The sequence below is a fragment of the Ideonella sp. B508-1 genome (assembly GCF_000333615.1).
Lineage (GTDB): Bacteria > Pseudomonadota > Gammaproteobacteria > Burkholderiales > Burkholderiaceae_C > Ideonella.
On record NZ_BADL01000273.1, the window covers coordinates 1 to 19401 of the forward strand.

At 71.0% G+C, this 19401-nt stretch carries 22 protein-coding genes and 1 pseudogene; 16 read left to right on the top strand and 7 right to left on the bottom strand.

The window, feature by feature from the left end:
• The 5 genes and pseudogenes from I73_RS27490 to I73_RS27495 all read left to right on the top strand — a co-directional run.
• Nucleotides 1–249: pseudogene (locus tag I73_RS27490) on the top strand (NAD(P)/FAD-dependent oxidoreductase); the annotation flags it as partial.
• Nucleotides 250–281: 32 nt separating this feature from the next.
• Nucleotides 282–512, top strand: a complete 231-nt coding sequence (locus I73_RS11525) for a DUF2892 domain-containing protein (protein WP_022980752.1) — start codon at nucleotides 282–284, stop codon at nucleotides 510–512.
• Between the two features lie 98 nt (nucleotides 513–610).
• The gene (locus I73_RS11530) at nucleotides 611–901 is read left to right on the top strand and encodes a metal-sensing transcriptional repressor (RefSeq protein WP_022980753.1); all 291 of its coding nucleotides are present in this window, start codon (nucleotides 611–613) and stop codon (nucleotides 899–901) included.
• A gap of 38 nt (nucleotides 902–939) precedes the next feature.
• Complete coding sequence (locus I73_RS11535) at nucleotides 940–1386, top strand: OsmC family protein (protein WP_022980754.1); 447 nt, start codon at nucleotides 940–942, stop codon at nucleotides 1384–1386.
• A complete protein-coding gene (locus tag I73_RS27495; RefSeq protein ID WP_022980755.1) occupies nucleotides 1383–1664 on the top strand; it encodes a rhodanese-like domain-containing protein in 282 nt (93 codons plus the stop codon). Before I73_RS11535 ends, I73_RS27495 begins: the two co-directional genes overlap by 4 nt.
• Before the next feature lie 22 nt (nucleotides 1665–1686).
• Here I73_RS27495 and I73_RS11545 read toward each other — a convergent pair whose 3' ends face one another.
• Together I73_RS11545 and I73_RS11550 are read right to left on the bottom strand one after the other, a co-directional pair.
• The gene (locus I73_RS11545; protein WP_022980756.1) at nucleotides 1687–3168 is read right to left on the bottom strand and encodes an ATP-binding protein; all 1482 of its coding nucleotides are present in this window, start codon (nucleotides 3166–3168) and stop codon (nucleotides 1687–1689) included.
• Nucleotides 3165–3923 carry a response regulator gene (locus I73_RS11550; RefSeq protein WP_022980757.1) on the bottom strand — a complete coding sequence of 253 codons (759 nt, stop codon included), beginning with the start codon at nucleotides 3921–3923 and terminating at the stop codon, nucleotides 3165–3167. Before I73_RS11550 ends, I73_RS11545 begins: the two co-directional genes overlap by 4 nt.
• A gap of 172 nt (nucleotides 3924–4095) precedes the next feature.
• On the opposite strand from I73_RS11550, the gene I73_RS30890 reads away from it, so the two are divergent.
• Nucleotides 4096–4707, top strand: coding sequence for a Spy/CpxP family protein refolding chaperone (locus I73_RS30890; protein WP_148289777.1), 612 nt, complete (start codon nucleotides 4096–4098; stop codon nucleotides 4705–4707).
• Nucleotides 4708–4732: 25 nt separating this feature from the next.
• On the opposite strand, the gene I73_RS11560 is transcribed toward I73_RS30890, so the two are convergent.
• Nucleotides 4733–5380 carry a DUF599 domain-containing protein gene (locus tag I73_RS11560; protein WP_022980759.1) on the bottom strand — a complete coding sequence of 216 codons (648 nt, stop codon included), beginning with the start codon at nucleotides 5378–5380 and terminating at the stop codon, nucleotides 4733–4735.
• Nucleotides 5377–5982 carry a bifunctional 2-polyprenyl-6-hydroxyphenol methylase/3-demethylubiquinol 3-O-methyltransferase UbiG gene (locus tag I73_RS11565; RefSeq protein ID WP_022980760.1) on the bottom strand — a complete coding sequence of 202 codons (606 nt, stop codon included), beginning with the start codon at nucleotides 5980–5982 and terminating at the stop codon, nucleotides 5377–5379. Before I73_RS11565 ends, I73_RS11560 begins: the two co-directional genes overlap by 4 nt.
• Before the next feature lie 66 nt (nucleotides 5983–6048).
• Between I73_RS11565 and I73_RS11570 the strand changes: the two genes are divergently transcribed.
• The 4 genes from I73_RS11570 to I73_RS11585 all read left to right on the top strand — a co-directional run bounded on the left by I73_RS11570 (nucleotide 6049) and on the right by I73_RS11585 (nucleotide 9526).
• Nucleotides 6049–6927 (top strand): MBL fold metallo-hydrolase, encoded by an 879-nt coding sequence (locus I73_RS11570; RefSeq protein ID WP_022980761.1) that lies wholly within the window; start codon nucleotides 6049–6051, stop codon nucleotides 6925–6927.
• 3 nt (nucleotides 6928–6930) lie between these two features.
• On the top strand, nucleotides 6931–7929 hold the full coding sequence (locus I73_RS11575; RefSeq protein ID WP_022980762.1) for an SLAC1 anion channel family protein: 999 nt from the start codon (nucleotides 6931–6933) through the stop codon (nucleotides 7927–7929).
• Nucleotides 7930–7957: 28 nt separating this feature from the next.
• Nucleotides 7958–8356, top strand: coding sequence for a thioredoxin family protein (locus I73_RS27505; protein ID WP_022980763.1), 399 nt, complete (start codon nucleotides 7958–7960; stop codon nucleotides 8354–8356).
• Between the two features lie 144 nt (nucleotides 8357–8500).
• The gene (locus I73_RS11585) at nucleotides 8501–9526 is read left to right on the top strand and encodes a sulfate ABC transporter substrate-binding protein (RefSeq protein ID WP_022980764.1); all 1026 of its coding nucleotides are present in this window, start codon (nucleotides 8501–8503) and stop codon (nucleotides 9524–9526) included.
• Between the two features lie 9 nt (nucleotides 9527–9535).
• On the opposite strand, the gene I73_RS11590 is transcribed toward I73_RS11585, so the two are convergent.
• Nucleotides 9536–10024, bottom strand: a complete 489-nt coding sequence (locus tag I73_RS11590) for a glutathione peroxidase (protein ID WP_022980765.1) — start codon at nucleotides 10022–10024, stop codon at nucleotides 9536–9538.
• Entirely contained in the window at nucleotides 10021–10671 is a 651-nt protein-coding gene (locus I73_RS11595) for a glutathione S-transferase family protein (RefSeq protein WP_022980766.1), read from the bottom strand. The genes I73_RS11590 and I73_RS11595 overlap by 4 nt, the downstream gene beginning before the upstream one ends.
• Before the next feature lie 187 nt (nucleotides 10672–10858).
• On the opposite strand from I73_RS11595, the gene cysT reads away from it, so the two are divergent.
• From cysT to I73_RS34595, 4 genes are all read left to right on the top strand, one after another.
• A complete protein-coding gene (cysT, locus tag I73_RS11600; RefSeq protein ID WP_022980767.1) occupies nucleotides 10859–11764 on the top strand; it encodes a sulfate ABC transporter permease subunit CysT in 906 nt (301 codons plus the stop codon).
• Nucleotides 11765–11782: 18 nt separating this feature from the next.
• Nucleotides 11783–12694, top strand: coding sequence for a sulfate ABC transporter permease subunit CysW (cysW, locus tag I73_RS27510; RefSeq protein ID WP_022980768.1), 912 nt, complete (start codon nucleotides 11783–11785; stop codon nucleotides 12692–12694).
• Nucleotides 12691–13707 (top strand): sulfate/molybdate ABC transporter ATP-binding protein, encoded by a 1017-nt coding sequence (locus I73_RS11610; RefSeq protein ID WP_022980769.1) that lies wholly within the window; start codon nucleotides 12691–12693, stop codon nucleotides 13705–13707. Before cysW ends, I73_RS11610 begins: the two co-directional genes overlap by 4 nt.
• A 269-nt stretch (nucleotides 13708–13976) precedes the next feature.
• Nucleotides 13977–16277: a PAS domain S-box protein gene (locus I73_RS34595; RefSeq protein WP_159105877.1), complete on the top strand. Its 2301-nt coding sequence runs from the start codon at nucleotides 13977–13979 to the stop codon at nucleotides 16275–16277.
• A 31-nt stretch (nucleotides 16278–16308) separates the two neighbouring features.
• On the opposite strand, the gene I73_RS11620 is transcribed toward I73_RS34595, so the two are convergent.
• The gene (locus I73_RS11620) at nucleotides 16309–17253 is read right to left on the bottom strand and encodes a CysB family HTH-type transcriptional regulator (RefSeq protein ID WP_022980771.1); all 945 of its coding nucleotides are present in this window, start codon (nucleotides 17251–17253) and stop codon (nucleotides 16309–16311) included.
• A gap of 141 nt (nucleotides 17254–17394) precedes the next feature.
• Here I73_RS11620 and mmuM point away from each other — a divergent pair, with 141 nt between their 5' ends.
• A complete protein-coding gene (mmuM, locus tag I73_RS11625) occupies nucleotides 17395–18396 on the top strand; it encodes a homocysteine S-methyltransferase (RefSeq protein ID WP_085944597.1) in 1002 nt (333 codons plus the stop codon).
• A 155-nt stretch (nucleotides 18397–18551) separates the two neighbouring features.
• Nucleotides 18552–19401: type VI secretion system Vgr family protein (locus I73_RS11630; protein WP_026096620.1), on the top strand; the 850-nt coding region annotated here is incomplete at its 3' end.

Below are 19401 nucleotides of genomic sequence, written 5' to 3' on the forward strand. Positions count from 1 at the left end.
CGGCCACGCCAGGGCACCTGGTACGCCATCTGCCTGGCCGACATGGGCGACAGCGGCGCCGCCTTCGTGGCCCTGCCGCAGATCCCGCCGCGCAATGTCAACTGGTTCAAGAAGGGCAAGTGGGTGCACCTGGCCAAGGTGGCCTTCGAGAAGTACTTCCTCTCGAAGATGAAGTCCGGCAACTCCGAACCCATCTACGAGAAGTACGTGCTCAAGGCCCTGGGCATCGTGCGCCTGACCGACCGCTGATCCCCGTTTTTCGTGTCCACAGGGAGCTTCCCATGACCATCACCCGCCTGCTGCGCATCATCCCCGGCCTGTTCATCCTGCTGTCCCTGGCCCTGGGCGTGGAGGGCAGCCCCCTGTTCGTGAACAAGTGGTGGCTGGCCTTCACCGCCTTCGTCGGCCTGAACCTGCTGCAGTTCGGCTTCACCAACTTCTGCCCCATGGCCCTCATCCTGAAGAAGCTGGGGGTGCCCGAAGGCGACGGCGCCGCCTGCTGCAAGCGCTGACCGCAGGCCCGATCCCCTTCGTCCGACAGCCTTGGCAGGAAGACCCCACAATGGCAGCTTCTCAAACGGATTCCACTCCCCCCGAGGAGCCCTGTGCCATGTCGATGTTGACCGACGATAAGACCCGCACCGACCTGCTCAACCGCCTGAAGCGGGCCGAAGGCCAGCTGCGCGGCATCCAGCGCATGATCGAGGAGGGCCAGCCCTGCCAGGACGTGGCCAGCCAGATGGCGGCGGTGCGCAAGGCGCTGGACAGCACCTATGTGCGCATGACGGTGTGCTTCATGGAGCAGGAGCTGGGCGCCCACCTGGGGTCCAACCCCAAGGGCCGCAAGCAGCTCACCGAGGTGCTGGGCGAAGTCCAGACCCTGCTGGGCAAGGTGCGCTGAACAGCGCCCCCGCCGATCCCCTGTTGCCGGAGACCCCGATGAGCCAGGATGCCGTGACCGTCCGCCTGACCCAGGTGCAGGATTACCAGTTCGACGTGGATTTCGGTGCCGGCATTCCGGCGCTGCGCTGCGACGAGCCGCCCCCGCTGGGCCTGAACCAGGGCCCTTCGCCCATGCACCTGCTGGCCGCCGCGGTGGCCAACTGCCTGTCAGACTCGCTGCTGTTCGCGCTGCGCAAGTTCAAGCAGCAGCCCGAGCCGCTGCGCACCGAGGTCTCGGCCGAGGTGGGCCGCAACGCAGAGGGCCGCCTGCGGGTGCTGGGCATGCGCGCCACGCTGACGCTGGGCGTGCCTGCGGCCGCGCTGGAGCACCTGGACCGGGTGCTGGCCAGCTTCGAGCAGTACTGCACCGTCACCCAGAGCGTGGCCCAGGGCTTCCCGGTGGAAGTCCAGGTGGTCGACGCCACCGGAGTCCGATTGAAATGAGCTCTCCCGAACCCCTGCTGATCGATGTGCGCTCCCCCGGCGAATACGCCGGCGGCTACCTGGACGGCGCGGTGAACCTGCCGCTGGACCAGCTGCAGGGTGGCATCGCCCGGGTCGCCCCCGACCTGGACCAGCCCATCGTGCTGTACTGCGCCTCGGGCGGCCGTTCGGGCATGGGTTGCATGCTGCTGCAGCAGATGGGCTACCGCCAGGTCAGCAACGGCGGCGGCATCGGCATGCTGGCCATGAGCAGCCAGCGCCCCGTGCGCCGGCTCTGAGGCGGCGCTCCCTCGCCACGCCTCAGCGCGGCAAGCGCAGCGTGGCCTCCAGCCCGCCCTCGGGGTGGTTGCGCAGGCTCAGCGTGCCCCCCGCGCCCTCGGCGATCTGGCGGGCGATGGCCAGGCCCAGCCCACTGCCCCCGGTGACCCGGCTGCGCGAGGCCTCCAGCCGGAAGAAGGGCTCGAAGACCTGCTCCAACGCCTCCGGCGGAATGCCCGGCCCGGCGTCCCGCACGCGGATCGTCAGCGCGTCGGGACGGTCCTGCACGATCAGCTGCGCACGCTGGCCATAGAGCACCGCGTTGTCGACCAGGTTGTTGACACAGCGCCGCAGTGCAGCCGCCCCGCCCAGCCAGGGGCGCTCGCAGGCACCCTCGATCTGCACGTCGCGCCCCATGGCCTGCTGGTCGGCCTGCAGGCTCTCCAGCAGCGCCATCACATCGACCGGCCGACGCTCCTGGGCCTGCTCCAGGCCGCGCAGGTGGTCCAGCGCATCGCTCACCAGCTGGCTCATCTCGTCCAGATCGTGTTCCATGCGCGCACGCAGGTCCTCGTCGTCCAGCATCTCGGCGCGCAGCCGCATGCGGGTCAGCGGCGTCTTCAGGTCGTGCGAGACCGCCGCCAGCATGCGGGTGCGCCCGTCCAGCGTGCGGCGCAGGCGCTGCTGCATGCGGTTGAAGGCCCGGTTGGCCCGCGCCACCTCCTGCGGCCCGGTCTCCGGCAGCGGCGCCTGCTGCAGGTCCTGGCCCAGGCCGTCGGCCGCGCGGGCCAGGTCGGCCAGGGGGCGCGTCACCCGTCGCACCGCCCACCAGCTCAGGGCCGCCACGGTGACCGCCAGCACCAGCAGCGACACCGGCACCCGCCAGGGCAGCGGCGCGTCGTCGGGCAGCGGCCGGTTCTCCAGCCGCAGCCACTGCCCGCCCTGCAGCGGCACCTGGGCCACGAAGACCAGGCCGGCGTGGTGATGCCAGCGCTCGGCACGCTGGGCCCGCCAGGCGGCCCGCGGATCGGCCGGCGAGGCACTGGCCGCTGGCAGCGGCGGCGGCGGCGCCTCGGCCAGCGGCCCGGGTGGGGGCGGCGGCGTCACCTGCCAGGCGGCCAGCTCAAAGGGCCGCCCATCGCCCAGGCCCTGGCGCAGGCCCTGCCGGTACAGCGCCAGCGCGGCCTCGGGCGCGGGGGTGGCGGCCGGGCCCGGCGCCCGCAAGGGCTCGGGCGCATCCAGCAGCCGCACCCGCAGCGGCGGCGCGTCCATCAGGCGCACGAAGCGCTGGCGCTCGGCGGCATCCAGCGTGTCCAGCAGCAGCACCAGGTCCGCCACGCGGCGGGCCGGCTGCAGGCCGGTGCTGCGCTGCACCACCCGGTCGCGCTCGGCCAGGTTGATCCACAGGCTCAGGCCCTGGCCGGCCACCAGGCCCAGCAGCAGCACGCCCAGCAGGCGGCCATACAGGGTGCGGGGCCACCAGCGCCAGCGGCGGGTGGCGGAAATCTGCTCACCACCGCTCATGCCTGCACCGTCACCGCGGCGGCCAGCACATAGCCCTCGCCCCGCACCGTCTTGATGACCCGCGGGTCGCGCGAATCGTCTCCCAGGCGGTGACGCAGACGACTGATCTGCACATCGATGGCCCGGTCCAGCGGATCGGCCTCGCGGCCCTGGGTCAGGTCCAGCAACTGGTCGCGGTTGAGCACCCGGTTGGGGTGGGCCAGCAGCACGCGCAGCAGCTTGTATTCGGCCCCGCTCAGGGCCACCACCACCCCCTCGGGCGACTCGAGCTGGCGGGCCTGGGTGTCCAGCACCCAGCCGGCGAACTGCAGGCGCCGGGCACTGTCGGGCTGCAGGTTGCTGGGCAGGCTGCGGGCCCGGCGCAGGATGACCTTGATGCGCGCCATCAGCTCGCGCGCGCTGAAGGGCTTGGGCAGGTAGTCGTCGGCGCCCATTTCCAGGCCCACGATGCGGTCGGTCTCCTCGCCGCGGGCGGTCAGCATCACCACCGGGATGTCGGACTTCGCCCGCAGGTCGCGGCACAGGGTCAGGCCGTCCTCGCCGGGCAGCATCAGGTCCAGCACGACGAGGTCGAAGCGCGTGGCCTCCAGCGCCCGCCACATGGCCCGGCCATCGCCCACGGCGCTGACCTTGAAGCCGTTGCGGCCCAGGTAGGTGGCCAGCAGGGTGCGGATCTCGGCATCGTCGTCGACGATCAGCACATGGTCGGGGCCGTCGGCACGGCCATCCTGGGGAGACAGCAGGGGAGCATTCATGGGCGAGATTGCAGCGTCAACCGGTCCGGCTGACCAGCGGTTTTGTAACGCAGCATGTCAAGCCGCGTTCCGGCAACCCTGATTGACAAAAAGGGCCTTGCCTGACACGCAGGGCTGACATGGTGGCGGTGCAATGGGCACCGTGATGAACCAACTCCAGGAGATTGTCGCCATGCGCCGACTCACCGCCTCTGCCCCCCGCCGCCTGCTGCCCGTGCTGGCCGGTGCGGCCCTGTCCCTCGGCCTGCTGGGCGCCCAGGCCCAAACCGCCAGCGCCCCGGTGCCGCCCCAGCCCGGCGCCTCGGTGCCTGCCAAAGGTTGGCACCACCGTGCCGACCACGGCCCCTTCGACCCGGTGGCCCGGGCCCAGGAGCACCTGGCCCGCCTGAAGACCGAGCTGAAGATCACCCCGGCCCAGGACAAGGCCTGGGAGGGCTTTGCCGCCCAGGTGACCCAGCAGGCCGAAACCATGAAGACCCGGCTGGCCCAGCGCCCCGACCCGAAGGCCGAGGCCCAGATGCATGCCCCCGAACGCATGGCCCAGCAGCTGGCCCAGATGCAGGAGCGGCTGAAGGACATGCAGGCCCTGCGGGATCGGGTGGCGGATCTGTATGCCGTGCTGAGCCCCGCGCAGCAGACCCTGGCCGACCGCCACTTCGCCCGCATGGGCCATGAGATGCGCGAACGCATGGAACATGGCATGGCGCACGGCATGGGCCATCCCGACCCGATGGGCCCCGGCGGCCCCGGCCCGCGCGACGGCGGCCCCGACATGCCGCGCTGAGCGGCATGCCCGGCGGCGGCCTGCGTCAGTCGATCGCCCCAGGGCGATCGAACTGCCAGAGCACCCAGACCAGGCCCAGGCTGGCCGGCGGCATCAGCCAGGGGTTGACGATGCCCCCGACCAGCGGCGCCACCATCAGGAAGGTGCGCAGGCCCCAGCCGTAGAGGTAGCCGGCGCGGGTCAGGTAGTCGGTGGCCAGCGGGACCAGGGCCGCGCGCTCGGCTGAGCCCGCGGGCATGGACATCGCGAAGCCCGCGTGGTTGTAGTAGCGCATCGACAGGGCCGAGCAGACGAAGGAGCTGAACAGCACCACCATCAGCGCCAGGCCCAGGATGTCCAGCGGCGCCACCGAGCTGGGGCGCAGGGTGTGCAGGCCGGCGGCCAGTTGCGAACCCGCCAGGCTGACCGCGCCCATCATGCACAGCGCCGCGGTGGAGGCGGAGATGGTGGCCGACATCAGCGAGTTGCGCAGCGTCTGCACCGCGACGATCTCGAAGCCTGGCTTCTCGGCCAGCACCCGCACCCAGTCGGCCCGCATGCGGGCGTGGGCGGCGCGCGCCACCCGCTGGGGCTCGCGCCGGCCCATCACCAGCACCCGCAGCTCATAGGCCAGTACGATGATGCTGCCGATCACCAGACCGGCCCAGGTGCTCCAGGTGTCCACGCCGTTCACGGGCGCAGCCCCACATAGCGGGTGACCCGGGCCGGGCCCTGGTGGCCGGGCCCTTCGTCCAGCAGCACCTCGGCCTCCTCGCCCAGCTGCTCGTTCAGCAGCCCCGCAAAGTCCTCCCGCAGGGCGGCCAGCGTCATCAGCATGTCCGCGTCCCGCGGCCCACCGCTGCTGTGGCCCAGCTGCGCCGGGTGGAAGGCCTCGATCAGCAGCCGCCCACCGGGCCGCAGCCCCGCCACCAGCCGACGGTGCAGGCCGGTGCGCAGCGCCGAGGGCAGATGGACATAGACCAGCGCCACCGCGTCGAAGGCCTGGGGCGCGGGCGCCCAGTCGCTCAGATCGGCCTGCTCGCCCGTCCAGCGTGCGCTCACGCCGCGCCGGGCGGCCAGCTCGGCCGCCTTGGCCAGGCCCACGGCCGAGCTGTCCACCGCCAGCGCCGCGTGGCCCTGCTCGGCCAGCCAGACGCTGTTGCGGCCCTCGCCGTCGCCGGGCAGCAGCACGCGGCCCACCGGCCAGGCTGACGCCTGCTGTCGCAGAAAGGCATTGGCTTGCAGGCCATACTTGAAGCCGGGCTCGGCAAAACGCTCATCCCAGAACTGACTCATTGCACAAACCGTGTTGATGACGGAAAAATACCCACAAAGGTATCACCCTCCCAAGGACAGACCCTGATGACCCTCCAGGCACAGATCGAATCATTCCACGACCCGGCGACCCACACCTTCAGCCACCTGGTGCTGGACCCGCTCACCCGGGACTGCGCCCTGATCGACACAGTACTCGATTACGACCCCGCCTCGGGCCGCACATCCACCGCCAGCGCCCAGCGCCTGCTGGACCGGGTGCAGACCCTGCAGGCCCGGGTGGTGTGGATTCTGGAGACCCATGTGCACGCCGACCACCTTTCGGCCGCCGCATGGCTGAAGGCGCGGCTGGGCGGGCAGATCGGCGTGGGCGAGCACATCGTCACGGTGCAGCAGACCTTCGGACGGCTGTTCAATGCCGAGCCCTCCTTCGTGCCGGACGGGCGGGCCTTCGACCACCGCTTCGCCGACGACGAGGTCTTCCAGGTCGGCCAGCTGCGCCTGCGCGCCCTGCACACCCCCGGCCACACCCCCGCCTGCATGAGCTACCTGCTCGAGGACGAGGCCCAGCCGGCCGCCTTCGTGGGCGACACCCTGTTCCGGCCGGACTACGGCAGCGCCCGCTGCGACTTCCCCGGCGGCGATGCCGCCGTGCTCTACCGCTCGGTGCGCCGCCTGCTGGCCCTGCCGCCGCACACCCGCCTGTACTTCTGCCACGACTACCCGTCGGCCGGCCAGGCGCCCCAGCTCAGCAGCACGGTGGCCGAGCAGCGCGCGGCCAACATCCACCTGCACGACGGGGTGGACGAGGCCGACTTCGTGGCCCTGCGCCGCCAGCGCGACGCCACGCTGGCCATGCCCACGCTGCTGCTGCCCTCGGTGCAGGTCAACATGCGGGCCGGCCACCTGCCGCCCGCCGAGGACAATGGCACCCGCTACCTCAAGATCCCCCTCGACCAGCTCTGACCCATGGCGTCCTCCCCCACCCCGCTCAAGCACCTGGTCCCCGGCTGGTTCGCCATTCCCATGGGCCTGTGCGGCCTGTCGCTGGCCTGGTGGCGGGCCGCCCCGCTGATGGGCGAGATGGCCACTGGCGTCGCCCTGGTCTGTGGCCTGGCCGCGGCCCTGGCCTGGGTGGCCCTGGGGGTGGCCAGCCTGCTGCGTTGGCAGCGCCACCCCCAGGCCTGGGCCGAAGACCTGAAACACCCGGTGCGCCACACCCTGGTGGCCACCCTGCCGGTGGCCACGCTGCTGCTGGCCGCGGTGGGCGTGCTGGCCCTGGGGCCGCACCCGGCGGTGCGCGGGCTGTGGTGGCTGGGCTCACTGGCGCAGTTCGGCGTCACGCTGTGGGTGCTGGCCCGCTGGTGGCGGCCCAAGGAACAAGGCGGCCTGGCCTGGCCCAGCATCACCCCGGCCCTGCTGATCCCGGTGGTGGGCAATGTGGTGGCGCCGCTGGGCGGCGTGGCGCTGGGACATGGCGACTGGGCGACCGCCCAGTTCGGCATCGGCCTGCTGCTGTGGCCGGTGGTGCTGGCCCTGCTGGGGGCCCGCAGTCTGATGCAGGGCCCCATGCCCGAGCGCCTGCTGCCCACCGCCTTCATCCTGATCGCGCCGCCGGCCGTCTGCGGCAGTGCGATGCTGGAGCTGGGCGCCCCGCCCGCCCTGGGCTGGCTGTTCTGGGGCATGGCCTTGTTCGCCCTGGGCTGGGCCGCCACGCTGGCGCGCCGCCTGCAGCCCCTGGCCTTTTCGGTGACGCACTGGGCGCTGTCCTTCCCGCTGGCGGCCCTGGCCAGCCTGACCCTGCGCCTGGCCCACCCCGGCGGCGGCCTGGCGGTGCTGGGCCCGGTGCTGCTGGCCCTGTGCTCGCTGATCATCCTGGGCCTGCTGATGGCCACCTGGCGCGGCCTGCGCGACGGCAGCCTGCTGGCGCCCGAGCCGGTGGCCCAGATCATCCCCTCGGGCCCCTGAGCCCCTCGGCGGTGGCACACTGCCGGCCATGTCCACCGCCGAGTCCCCCGCGTCTTCCTCACCCGACCTGCTGCTGGCCTGCCTGTGCGCGGCCTGGTGCCCCACCTGCGTGAGCTACCAGCAGACCTTCCAGGCCCTGGCCGCACAGCACCCGGAGGCACGCCTGGTGTGGATCGACATCGAGGACCATGCCGACGCGCTGGAGGACGGCGACGAAGACATCCCGGACATCGAGAACTTCCCCACGCTGCTGCTGCTGCGCGACGGCCAAGCGGTGTTCCACGGCACGGTGCTGCCGCACGCCCAGGTGGCCGAGCGCCTGCTGCAGCAGGCCCCCAGCCTGCGGCCGCTGGCCGATGCGCCGGTGCGGGCCCTGGCGCGCGCGGTGACCGGCCTGGCGACCGACCCGGCCCTGGGCCTGGGCTGAAGCCCGGGGCCCATATGCCCCCACCGCGCTTGTGCACGGTTCGCATAAGGAAGCGCGTTTTGATTCGTTCCTCGCTGCAGGCGGGCTTCCTAGCATGGGACACATCCCATCCCACCTGCCGCCCCGCGGCCACCAAGGAAGCCCATGCCGTCCCGTCGTACCGCCCTGTCCCGCCTGAGCCATCTGGCCCTGGCCGCCACCCTGGCCGCCACCGCCCTGCCCAGCTTCGCCAAGGACATCACGCTGCTGAACGTGTCCTACGACCCGACGCGCGAGCTCTACCAGGACTACAACAAGGCCTTCGCCGCCTACTGGAAGGGCAAGACCGGTGACGTGGTGACGGTCAAGCAGTCGCACGGCGGCTCGGGCAAGCAGGCCCGCTCGGTCATCGACGGCCTGGAGGCCGATGTGGTGACCCTGGCCCTGGGCTATGACATCGACGAGCTGGGCACGGTGGCCAAGCTGATCCCGGCCGACTGGCAGAAGCGCCTGCCGCACAACAGCTCGCCCTACACCTCGACCATCGTGTTCCTGGTGCGCAAGGGCAACCCCAAGGGCATCAAGGACTGGGACGACCTGGTCAAGCCGGGCGTGAGCATCATCACCCCCAACCCCAAGACCTCCGGCGGTGCACGCTGGAACTACCTGGCGGCCTGGGGCTACGCGCTGAAGAAGCCGGGCGGCAGCGAGGCCAAGGCCAAGGACTTCGTCGCGGCCCTGTACAAGAACGTGCCGGTGCTGGATTCCGGTGCCCGCGGCGCCACCACCACCTTCGTGGAGCGCGGCATCGGCGATGTGCTGATCGCCTGGGAGAACGAGGCCTTCCTGGCCGTCAAGGAGCTGGGCCCGGACAAGTTCCAGATCGTCGTGCCCTCGGTCAGCATCCTGGCCGAGCCGCCGGTGGCGGTGGTGGACAAGGTGGTGGACAAGCACGGCACCCGGGCCGTGGCCCAGGCCTACCTGGAGTACCTGTACTCGCCCGAAGGCCAGAAGATCGCCGGTGAGAACTACTACCGCCCGGTGGACCCGAAGGTGGCCGCGCAGTTCGACAAGCTCTTTCCCAAGCTCAAGCTCTTCACCATCGACGACACCTTCGGTGGCTGGGCCAAGGCCCAGAGCACCCACTTCAACGACGGCGGCGTCTTCGACGCGATCTACGCGAAGAAGTGAGCCCGTGGTTCAGGCGCGGGGCAGCGCCGCCTCAATGTCCGCGGCCAGGCTTTCGGGCTTGTCCAGCGGAGCATAGCGGCGCAGCACCCGGCCGTCCGGGCCGACCAGGAACTTGGTGAAGTTCCACTTGATGCCCTCGGTGCCCAAGAGCCCGGGGGCTTGGTGCTTGAGCCAGCGGTACAGCGGATGGGTGCCGGCCCCGTTCACCGCGATCTTGGCGAACATCGGGAAGCTGACCTCGTAGCGCAGGCTGCAGAACTGGCGGATCTCCTGGGCATCGCCCGGCTCCTGGTGACCGAACTGGTCGCAGGGAAAGCCCAACACCGCAAAGCCCTGGGGCCCGAAGCGGCGCTGCAAGGCCTCCAGCCCCGCGTACTGGGGCGTGAAGCCGCATTGGCTGGCGACATTGACCACCAGCAGGGCCTGGCCCGCGTGGTCGCGCAGGTTGGCGGCCTGACCGTCCAGCGTGGTCAGCGGGATGTCCGGCAGCGCGCTCATGCGGTGGCCTCCACCAGGGCCTTCAGCTGGGCCCGGGCCAGTTGCACCGCCGGCCGCGCGCGCATGCGTTCGCGGTGTTCCAGCAGCCAGGGGAAGTCGGCGGTGTCCACGCCATCGCCCTCCAGCCACTCGCCGATCGTGTAGAGATAGGGATCGGCCACGGTGTACTGGCTGCCGAACACCCAGGGCCCTTGCCACCAGTCGCGGCCGATCAGCTCGAAGGCCTCGCGCATGTTCGGGCCCACCTTGGCCTTCATCGGCTCCCAGCTCGCCGGGTCGTCAGACCAGCGCGCGCCGCGGAACTTGTGGGCATGGGCCACATGCACCGTGCTGGCCAGGTAGCTGTGGAAGGCCTGCAGGCGGGCCCAGGCGAAGGCGTCATCCAACGGTGCCAGCCGGGCCTCGGGAAAGGCCTGGGCGACGAAGGCCAGCAGGGCCGGCGTCTCCACCAGGGGGCCACGCTCGGTGACCAGGGCCGGCACGCGGCCCAGCGGGTTCACGGCCAGAAAGGCCGGGCTGCGCTGCTGGCCGCTGGCGAAGTCCACCCGTCGCAGCTGGACGGGCGCCTGCGCCTCGCACAGCGCGATGTGGGTGGCCTGGGCGCAGGTGCCCGGCGCCAGGTAGAGGGTCCAGTGGCGGGGATCCATGGTCGTTCCTTGGTCGCTCATGACAGGCCGGCGATTGTGGGGCGGATCGCGCCGCCCTGCTCAAGACAACGTCTTTCGCATATCGAAGCGCGTTTTGATTCGTTCCTTGTGATCAGGCGCCTGCCTAGCATCTGTTCACGCATGACCAACCACGCTGACCGCATGAGCGGCCCGCGCCCACCCCACCATGAATGCCGCCACACCGCCCCTAGACGCCGCGCTGGCCCCGCCCGGGTCCCGGCCACGCCGCTCGTCCCAGGGGCTGCTGTCCCGGCTCCTGCTGCGCCAGCGCAGCGTGCTGCCCGGCTTCGATCTTTCGCTGGGCCTGACGCTGTTCTACCTGGGCCTGGTCGTGCTGCTGCCGCTCAGCGCGGTCTTTCTCAAGACCTTCACCCTCAGCGCAGACGCCTTCTGGGCCGCGGTGGCCTCGCCGCGGGTGCTGGCCTCCTACCGGCTGACCTTCGGGGCCTCGCTGGCCGCCGCCCTGCTCAATGCCGCGGCCGGGCTGCTGGTGGCCTGGGTGCTGGTGCGCTACCGCTTTCCCTTCCAGCGGGTGGTCGACGCCCTGGTGGACCTGCCCTTCGCGCTGCCCACCGCGGTGGCCGGCATCGCGCTGACCGCGCTGTACGCACCGAACGGCTGGATCGGGCAGTGGCTGCCGTTCAAGGTGGCGTTCACGCCCACCGGCGTCTTCGTGGCCATGACCTTCATCGGCCTGCCCTTCGTGGTGCGCACGGTGCAGCCGGTGCTGGAAGACCTCTCGCGCGAGTTGGAGGAGGCCGCCGCCACGCTGGGCGCCACGCGCGGCCAGACCTTTCTGCACGTGATCCTGCCCACGCTGGCCCCGGCCCTGCTGACCGGCTTCGCCCTGGCTTTCGCCCGCGCGCTGGGCGAGTACGGCTCGATCATCTTCATCGCCGGCAACATGCCGATGGTCTCGGAGATCACGCCGCTCCTGATCATCACCAAGCTCGAGCAGTACGACTACGCCGGCGCCACCGCCATCGCGGTAGTGATGCTGGTCACCGCCTTCGCACTGCTGCTGCTGATCAACCTCATCCAGGCCTGGTCGCGTCGGCGCCAGGGCCGCTGAGCCGGGAGTCTCCCCACCATGTCTTCCCCTGTCACCGCCCAGCCCGCCCGCTCGGCCCTGCAGGCCACGGCCGAGCCGGCCTGGGTCCGGCTCACGCTGATCACGCTGGCCCTGGCCTTTCTGTCGCTGTTCCTCTTCGTGCCCCTGGTGGCCGTGTTCGTCGAGGCCTTCAAGAAGGGCTGGGACGTGTACCTCGCGTCCATCGTCGAGCCCGACGCGCTCTCGGCGGTCAAGCTCACGCTGATCGCCGCGGGCATCTCGGTGCCGCTGAACCTGGTGTTCGGGGTCTGCGCCGCCTGGGCCATCGCCAAGTTCGACTTCCGCGGCAAGAACCTGCTGCTCACGCTGATCGACCTGCCCTTCTCGGTCAGTCCGGTCATCGCCGGTCTGATCTACGTGCTGGTGTTCGGCCTGCAGGGCTGGTTCGGCGAATGGCTGCGGGACCACGACCTGAAGATCATCTTCGCGGTGCCCGGCATCGTGCTGGCCACGGTGTTCGTGACCTTCCCCTTCATCGCCCGCGAGCTGATCCCGCTGATGCAGGCCCAGGGCAGCGAGCAGGAGGAGGCCGCCCGCGTACTGGGCGCCAACGGTTGGCAGATCTTCTGGAAGGTGACCCTGCCCAATGTGAAGTGGGCCCTGCTGTACGGGGTGATCCTGTGCAACGCACGGGCCATGGGCGAGTTCGGCGCGGTGTCGGTGGTCTCCGGCCACATCCGCGGCAGCACCAACACCCTGCCGCTGCACATCGAGATTCTCTACAACGAATACCAGTTCGCCGCCGCCTTTGCGGTGGCCTCGCTGCTGGCCGGCCTGGCCCTGGTGACCCTGGTGCTGAAGTACCTGGTGGAGCAGCGCGTCAAGCACACCCTGTCGTCCCATGGCGCGGACGACGTCGCCGCAGCAAGCGCACAAGGAGCCGCATCATGAGCATCGAAGTCCGCAACCTGGTCAAGCGCTTCGGCCCGCTGACCGTCTGCGACCACCTGAACCTGGACATCCCCTCCGGGGAGCTGGTGGCGCTGCTGGGCCCCTCGGGCTCGGGCAAGACCACGCTGCTGCGCATGATCGCCGGGCTGGAACAGCCCGACGAGGGCAGCGTGCTGTTTCACGGCGAGGACGCCACCGAAGTCTCGGTGCGCGAGCGCAACGTGGGCTTCGTGTTCCAGCACTACGCCCTGTTCGGCCACATGACAGTGGCCGACAACATCGCCTTCGGCCTGCGGGTGCGCCCGCGCGCCAGCCGCCCGTCCGAGGCGGCGATCCGCGAGAAGGTCCAGGCGCTGCTGCACCTGGTGCAGCTGGACACCCTGGCCGGCCGCTTCCCGCACCAGCTCTCCGGCGGCCAGCGCCAGCGCGTGGCCCTGGCCCGGGCGCTGGCGGTGGAGCCCAAGGTGCTGCTGCTGGACGAGCCCTTCGGCGCGCTGGACGCCAAGGTGCGCAAGGAGCTGCGCCGCTGGCTGCGCCGGCTGCACGACGAGATGCACGTGACCAGTGTCTTCGTCACCCACGACCAGGAGGAGGCCATGGAAGTGGCCGACCGCATCGTCGTGATGAACCAGGGCCGCATCGAGCAGGAGGGCTCGCCCGACGAGGTCTACGACCAGCCGGCCACGCCCTTCGTGCTGAAGTTCCTGGGCGATGTGAACCTCTTCCACCGCCGCACCGAAGCTGGCGAGGCGGTGAGCTATGTGCGGCCGCACGAGCTGGACATCGTCGCGCAGCCGCAGGCCGACACCTGGTCGGTGACGCTGTCGCAGACCCTCACCGTGGGGCCCAACACCCGCATCGAGTTCCTGCGCGAGGAGGACGGCAGCCTGGTGGACGTGGAACTCTCCCGCGAGGCCTGGCGCGGGCTGCAGCGCGAACTCGGCCTGGCCCCGGGCAGCCGGGTCCACCTGAAGCCGCGGCGGGTGACCCGTTTCGGGGAGGTGCATGCCTGAGAGGTTCTCGTCCCGCCGCGCCCAGGTCAGCCAAGCCTGACATGGATCCCGCGGCGCGCCGAAACGTTCCGTGACCGTCGCTTGACCTATCTCAAATGAAGCCAGGTCTGCGCGCCCGGGACATTCCCGAGGGCCGCCCTGCACGGGTACATTGAAATTCGACGGCCTGCATCGTTGTGGATGCGCAGGCCGTTTTCTTCATGCCCGAGCAGTTTTCCCCCTCTTCCGCCTGCCCCTGTCCGACACCGGCACCGGCCCCCGCCGAAGCCGTGCTGCCCGATGACGCCTGCATCACCCGGGACCTGCAGGGCAGGATCGAGCGCTGGAGCCCGGCCGCCGAGGCCCTGTTCGGCTACGCCGAGCAGGAGGCCCTGGGCCAGAACGCGGAGCTGCTGCTGCCGGAACCGCACCGCCACGAATCCCTCTGGCTGGCCCACCGACTGACCCAGGGCGAGGACATCCTGCACCTGTACACGCGGCGCCGTCACAAGTCTGGCCAGCTGCTGCCCGTGAGCCTGACCGCACGGGCGCGGCGCGGCGCCGACGGGCAGCTGCTGGGCATCGACAAGCGTTACCGTCGACTCGGGGACGAATGCGCCATCTTGCGGCAGCTGACCCTGGAGGCCAGCGACTTCGCCCGCCTGTTCGCCCGCACGCCGATGCCCATGTGCATCACCCGCATGACCGATGGCACGGTGCTGGCCATCAACAGCAGCTTCCAGCGCTTCATGGGGCGCCAGGAGGAGGAACTGCTGGGCCGCCGCACCCTGGAGCTGGGCCTGTGGCGCTCGGCCGCCGAGCGCAGCGCGCTGCTGGAGCGGCTGCACCGGGAAGGGCGTGTGCACAACGCCGCGCTGGCCGTGCAACTGGGTGGGCAGGACGCCCCGCCGGACGAGCGGGAGGTGCTGGCCAACATCGAGCCGGTGACACTGGGCTGCCAGCCCTGCCTGTACCTGCTGCTCAACGACATCTCGGGCTGGCGCCAGGCCGAGCGGCTGCTGCAGCGGCGCGACCAGGAGTTCGCCGATCTGGTCAACAACGCCAGCGACGCCATCGTCAGCATCGATGTGCACCAGCGGATCTGTCTGTTCAACCGCGCCGCCGAGCAGATGTTCCAGGTGTCCGCCGAGGCGGCCGTGGGGCAGACGCTGGACCGCTTCATCCCGGGCGAGTGGCGCAGCCGCCACGAGCCCCTGGTCCAGCAGTTCATCGACAGCGGCACAGAGGCCCGGCGCATGGGCAGCGGACGGCTGATCCATGGTTGCCGGGCCGATGGCTCGGTCTTCCCCATCGAGGCCTCCATCTCGCGCGTGGGCCAGGGCGAGAGCCTGCGCCTGACCGTGGTGGCGCGGGATGTCTCCCAGGCCAAGGCGGCCGAGCAGGACCATCTGGCCCGCATCGCCGCCGAATCGGCCAACCAGGCCAAGACGGCCTTCCTCTCGCGCATGAGCCACGAGCTGCGCACGCCGCTCAATGCGGTGCTGGGCTTCACCCAGCTGCTGCTGTCCGGGCGGCAGGACCCGCTGTCTCAGGCCCAGGTGCGGCAGGTCGAGCTGGTGCAGCAGGCCGGCTGGCACCTGCTGGCCCTGATCAACGACGTGCTGGACCTCTCGCGCATCGAGGGCGGCCAGCTGCGGGTCGAGGCCCGGGCCATCGACCCGGCCCACTGCCTGCAGGAGGCCCTGGCCCTGGCCATGCCCCAGGCCCAGGCCAGTGGCATCGCCCTGGAGGGGCCGTCCCCCGCCGCGGACTTGCCGGTGATCCTGGGCGACCCGCTGCGCCTGCGCCAGGTGCTGCTGAACCTGCTGAGCAACGCCATCAAATACAACCGCCCGCACGGCCAGGTGCAACTGAGCGCCCAGCGCCTGGACGACGGCCGGCTGCAGGTGCAGGTCAGCGACAACGGCCTGGGGCTGACGACCGAGCAGTTGCAGCATCTGTACGAGCCCTTCAACCGCCTGGGGCGCGAGCGCTCGCACACCGAGGGCACCGGCATCGGCCTGGTGCTCTCCCGCGAGCTGATGCGCCTGATGGGCGGTGAGCTGCAGCTGCACAGCGCGCCCGGCCAGGGCACGCGCGTGGATCTGTGGCTGCCGACCGCACCCGAGGGCACACCGCCCGCCCCACCGGCCGCCGCCCCGGCCCCCGACGCCGCCGCCGGCACCGCCGCCGACGCCGACTGGGGCGGACGTGTGCTCTACATCGAGGACAACCCGGTGAACCAGCTGCTGATGGAGCAACTGCTGGCCCGCTGCCCCACCGTATCCCTGACCTGCGTGGACACCGGCTCGGCCGGTCTGCAGGCCGTGGTCGAACAAGCCCCCGACTTGGTGCTGCTGGACATGCAGCTGCCCGACATGAGCGGGCTGGAATGGCTGCAGCGCCAGGCGCCTTTGATCGCACAGGGGCGGCTGCGGGTGATCGCCGTGTCGGCCAGTGCCATGTCCGGCGACGTGGCGGCGGCCCGCGCCGCGGGCGCCGTGGACTACTGGACCAAGCCGCTGCGGCTGGACCAGGTGGTGCACGACCTGGCCAGTTGGCTGCGCGAGCCGCCGGCCCCCGCACACTGAACGCGCCGATGGACGCGCCGCGGCGCGCGGCTCACAGGGGCGCCGAGGGCGTGCCCACCGGCGCCGCCTGGGCCTGGCGCACCACGTCCGGCGCCAGGTGGGGGGCGAAGGTCTGGATGAACTCGTAGGCGTAGCTGCGCAGCAGGGCGCCCCGCCGCAAGGCCACCGTGGTCGTGTTGACCGGAAAGAGGTGGCGGGCATCGATCGCCCGCAGGCCCGTGTCGCGCTCTTCGTCGAAGGCGATGGCCGCGATGATGCCCACCCCCAGGCCCAGGGCCACATAGGTCTTGATCACGTCGGCGTCCATGGCCGAGAGCACCACCTGCGGCTTCAGGCCGGCCCGGGCGAAGGCATCGTCGATGCTGCCCCGGCCCGTGACGCCGGCGTCGTAGGTGATGACCGGGAACTCGGCCAGCCCCTCCAGCGTGAGCGGCGCGCCCAGCAAGGCATGGCCCTGCGGCACGATGACCACGTGGGTCCAGCGGTAGCAGGGCAGAGCCACCAGCTCGGGCTGGTCCTCCAGCGTGTGGGTGGCGATGCCGATGTCGGCCACGCCCTCCAGCAGCATGCGGGCGATCTGGGCTGCCGAGCCCTGGTGCATCTGCAGCTGCACATTGGGGTGGGCGCTGCAGAAGTCGTGCACCGCGCTGGGCAGCGCATAGCGGGCCTGGGAGTGGGTGGCTGCGATGCTGAGGGTGCCCACCTCGCCATGGCGGAAATCCTCACCCGCCCGGTGCAGGTTCTCGGCGTCCAGCAGCAGGCGCTCCACCCAGGGCAGCACCCGCTCGCCCGCGGGCGTGAGGCCGGTCAGGCGCTTGCCCGCACGCACGAAGATCTCCACGCCCAGCTCGTCCTCCAGCTCACGGATCTGGCGGCTGATGCCAGGCTGGGAGGTGTGCAAGGCCTCGGCCACCTCGGTCAGGTTGAAGCCTCGGCGCGCGGCCTCCCGCACGGATCGGAGTTGCTGAAAGTTCATTGTGATGACGGGCCTGCACTTGGCGCCCGCGGGTTCCTCGTTTTTCGCATTATCAAAACGGCCGCATGAGATCCCAACCATTGAAAACGCGCTAGCTTCTGCCCGCAGGGCATAAGGGCTGGCAACGCTATGCTCCCGGCCATGCCCGTTCAAGCCGCTTCCACCGTCCTGACCCCCTTTCTGCAACGGCCCGGCCACCTGGTGCTGGATGGCGCCCTGGCGACCGAACTCGAGCGCCGCGGGGCCGATCTCCACGACCCGCTGTGGTCCGCCCGGGTGCTGCTGGAACAGCCCGAGCTGATCCGCCAGGTGCACCTGGACTACTTCCACGCCGGGGCGGACGTGGCCACCACCGCCACCTACCAGGCCACCTTCGAGGGCCTGGCCGCCCGGGGGCTGAGCCATGAGGAAGCCGCAGCGCGCATGCTGCTGGCCGTGCAACTGGCCTGCGAGGCCCGCGACAGCTTCTGGCAGGCCTGGGGCGCGCCCGAGGACGCCGCCCACTGGCGCGGCCGGCACCGGCCGCTGGTGGCCGCCAGCATCGGCCCCTACGGCGCCATGCGGGCCGATGGCTCGGAGTACCGCGGCGGCTATGGCCTGAGCCGCCAGGCGCTGAAGGACTTCCACCGCCCGCGCCTGGCACTGCTGGCCCGCAGCGGTGCCGACCTGCTGGCCTGCGAGACCCTGCCCAGCCTGGAGGAAGCGCTGGCCCTGGCCGAACTGCTGGACGAGCTGCGCCAGGCCCCGGACCTGGCGGGCCTGGGCGCCTGGATCAGCTTCTCCTGCCGGGACGAGGCGCACACCTGCGAAGGCCAGCGTCTGGCCGACTGCGCCGCCGCCCTGGAGGGCTTTGCCGGCGTGCTGGCCCTGGGCGTGAACTGCACCGCCCCGCAGCATGTGGCCGCGCTGTTGGACAGCGCCCGCCCCTTCACCACCAAGCCCCTGCTGGCCTACCCCAACGCGGGCGAGCGCTACGACCCGGTGGCCAAGGTCTGGCAGCCCGACCCGGCCTGCGCCCACCGCCCGCTGGCCGAGATGGCCATGGACTGGGAGCGGGCCGGCGCCCGCCTGATCGGCGGCTGCTGCCGCACCACGCCGCAGGACATCTCGGCCCTGCTGGCACGCTGGACCACCCCGTCATGAGCGTGACCCGGATGCCGGACTGGTAACACTCGCATCCAAGTGTTGCCACGGGCCCGCTTCCCCCTCCCCTTGGGGACACGGCGGCCCCGGGACTGGTCGACACTCGTCGGCTCCGGCCTGACGGCCGATCCCGTCGAACCGACCCTGCCGAGCCGATGTCCCTGCCCGTTGCCGACCTCACTTCGCTGGCCGAGACCACCAGCACCTCCCTGAACACCGCCCTGAGCACCGTTCTCAGCGCCTTCACCTGGCTGGAAGAGACCGAGCGGCTGATCACCCTGCGCACCGCGCTGCCGGCGCTGAACCTGGTGGCCACGCGGCTGGTGATGCGTGAGGCCGAGGGGCAGGGCTTCGAGCTGATCCTGGACGCGGTCTCCACCTCGGCCTACCTGCCGCTCAAGAGCCTGATCGGCGAGCAGATGACCGTGGGCCTGCGCCAGGCCGATGGCACCTATGCCCCCTGGCACGGCTATGTGACCGAGGCGGCCCAGCTGGGCAGCGACGGCGGCCTGGCCCGCTACCGCCTGGTGATGGCACCCTGGCTGGACTTTCTGAAGCTGCGCCGCGACAGCTTCGTCTTTCAGGACAAGACGGTCCCCCAGATCCTGGACGACCTCTTCGCCGACTATCCCCAAGCCCAGTGGCGCTGGGCGCTGAGCGAGCCGGACGCCCTGCGCACCCGCTCGCTGTGCATCCAGTACCGCGAGAGCGACTGGGCCTTTGTGCGGCGCCTGCTGGCCAGCGAGGGCCTGAGCTGGCACATCGAGCACCTGGGGGACGACGACGCCGCCACCGCCGACGAGCAGGGCAAGGCCCGCCATGTGATGGTCATCACCGACGCCGGGGCCGAACGCACCGACCTGGGCCCCATCCGCTTTGCGCCCTGCACCCCACCGCGGTGGTCGAGGGGCTCGAAGACCCGATCAGCGGCTTGGCCGCCCAACGCAGCCTGGCGCCCAAGCCGTGGCCCTGGGCAGCTGGGACTACCGCAGCCTGGCCGGGGCC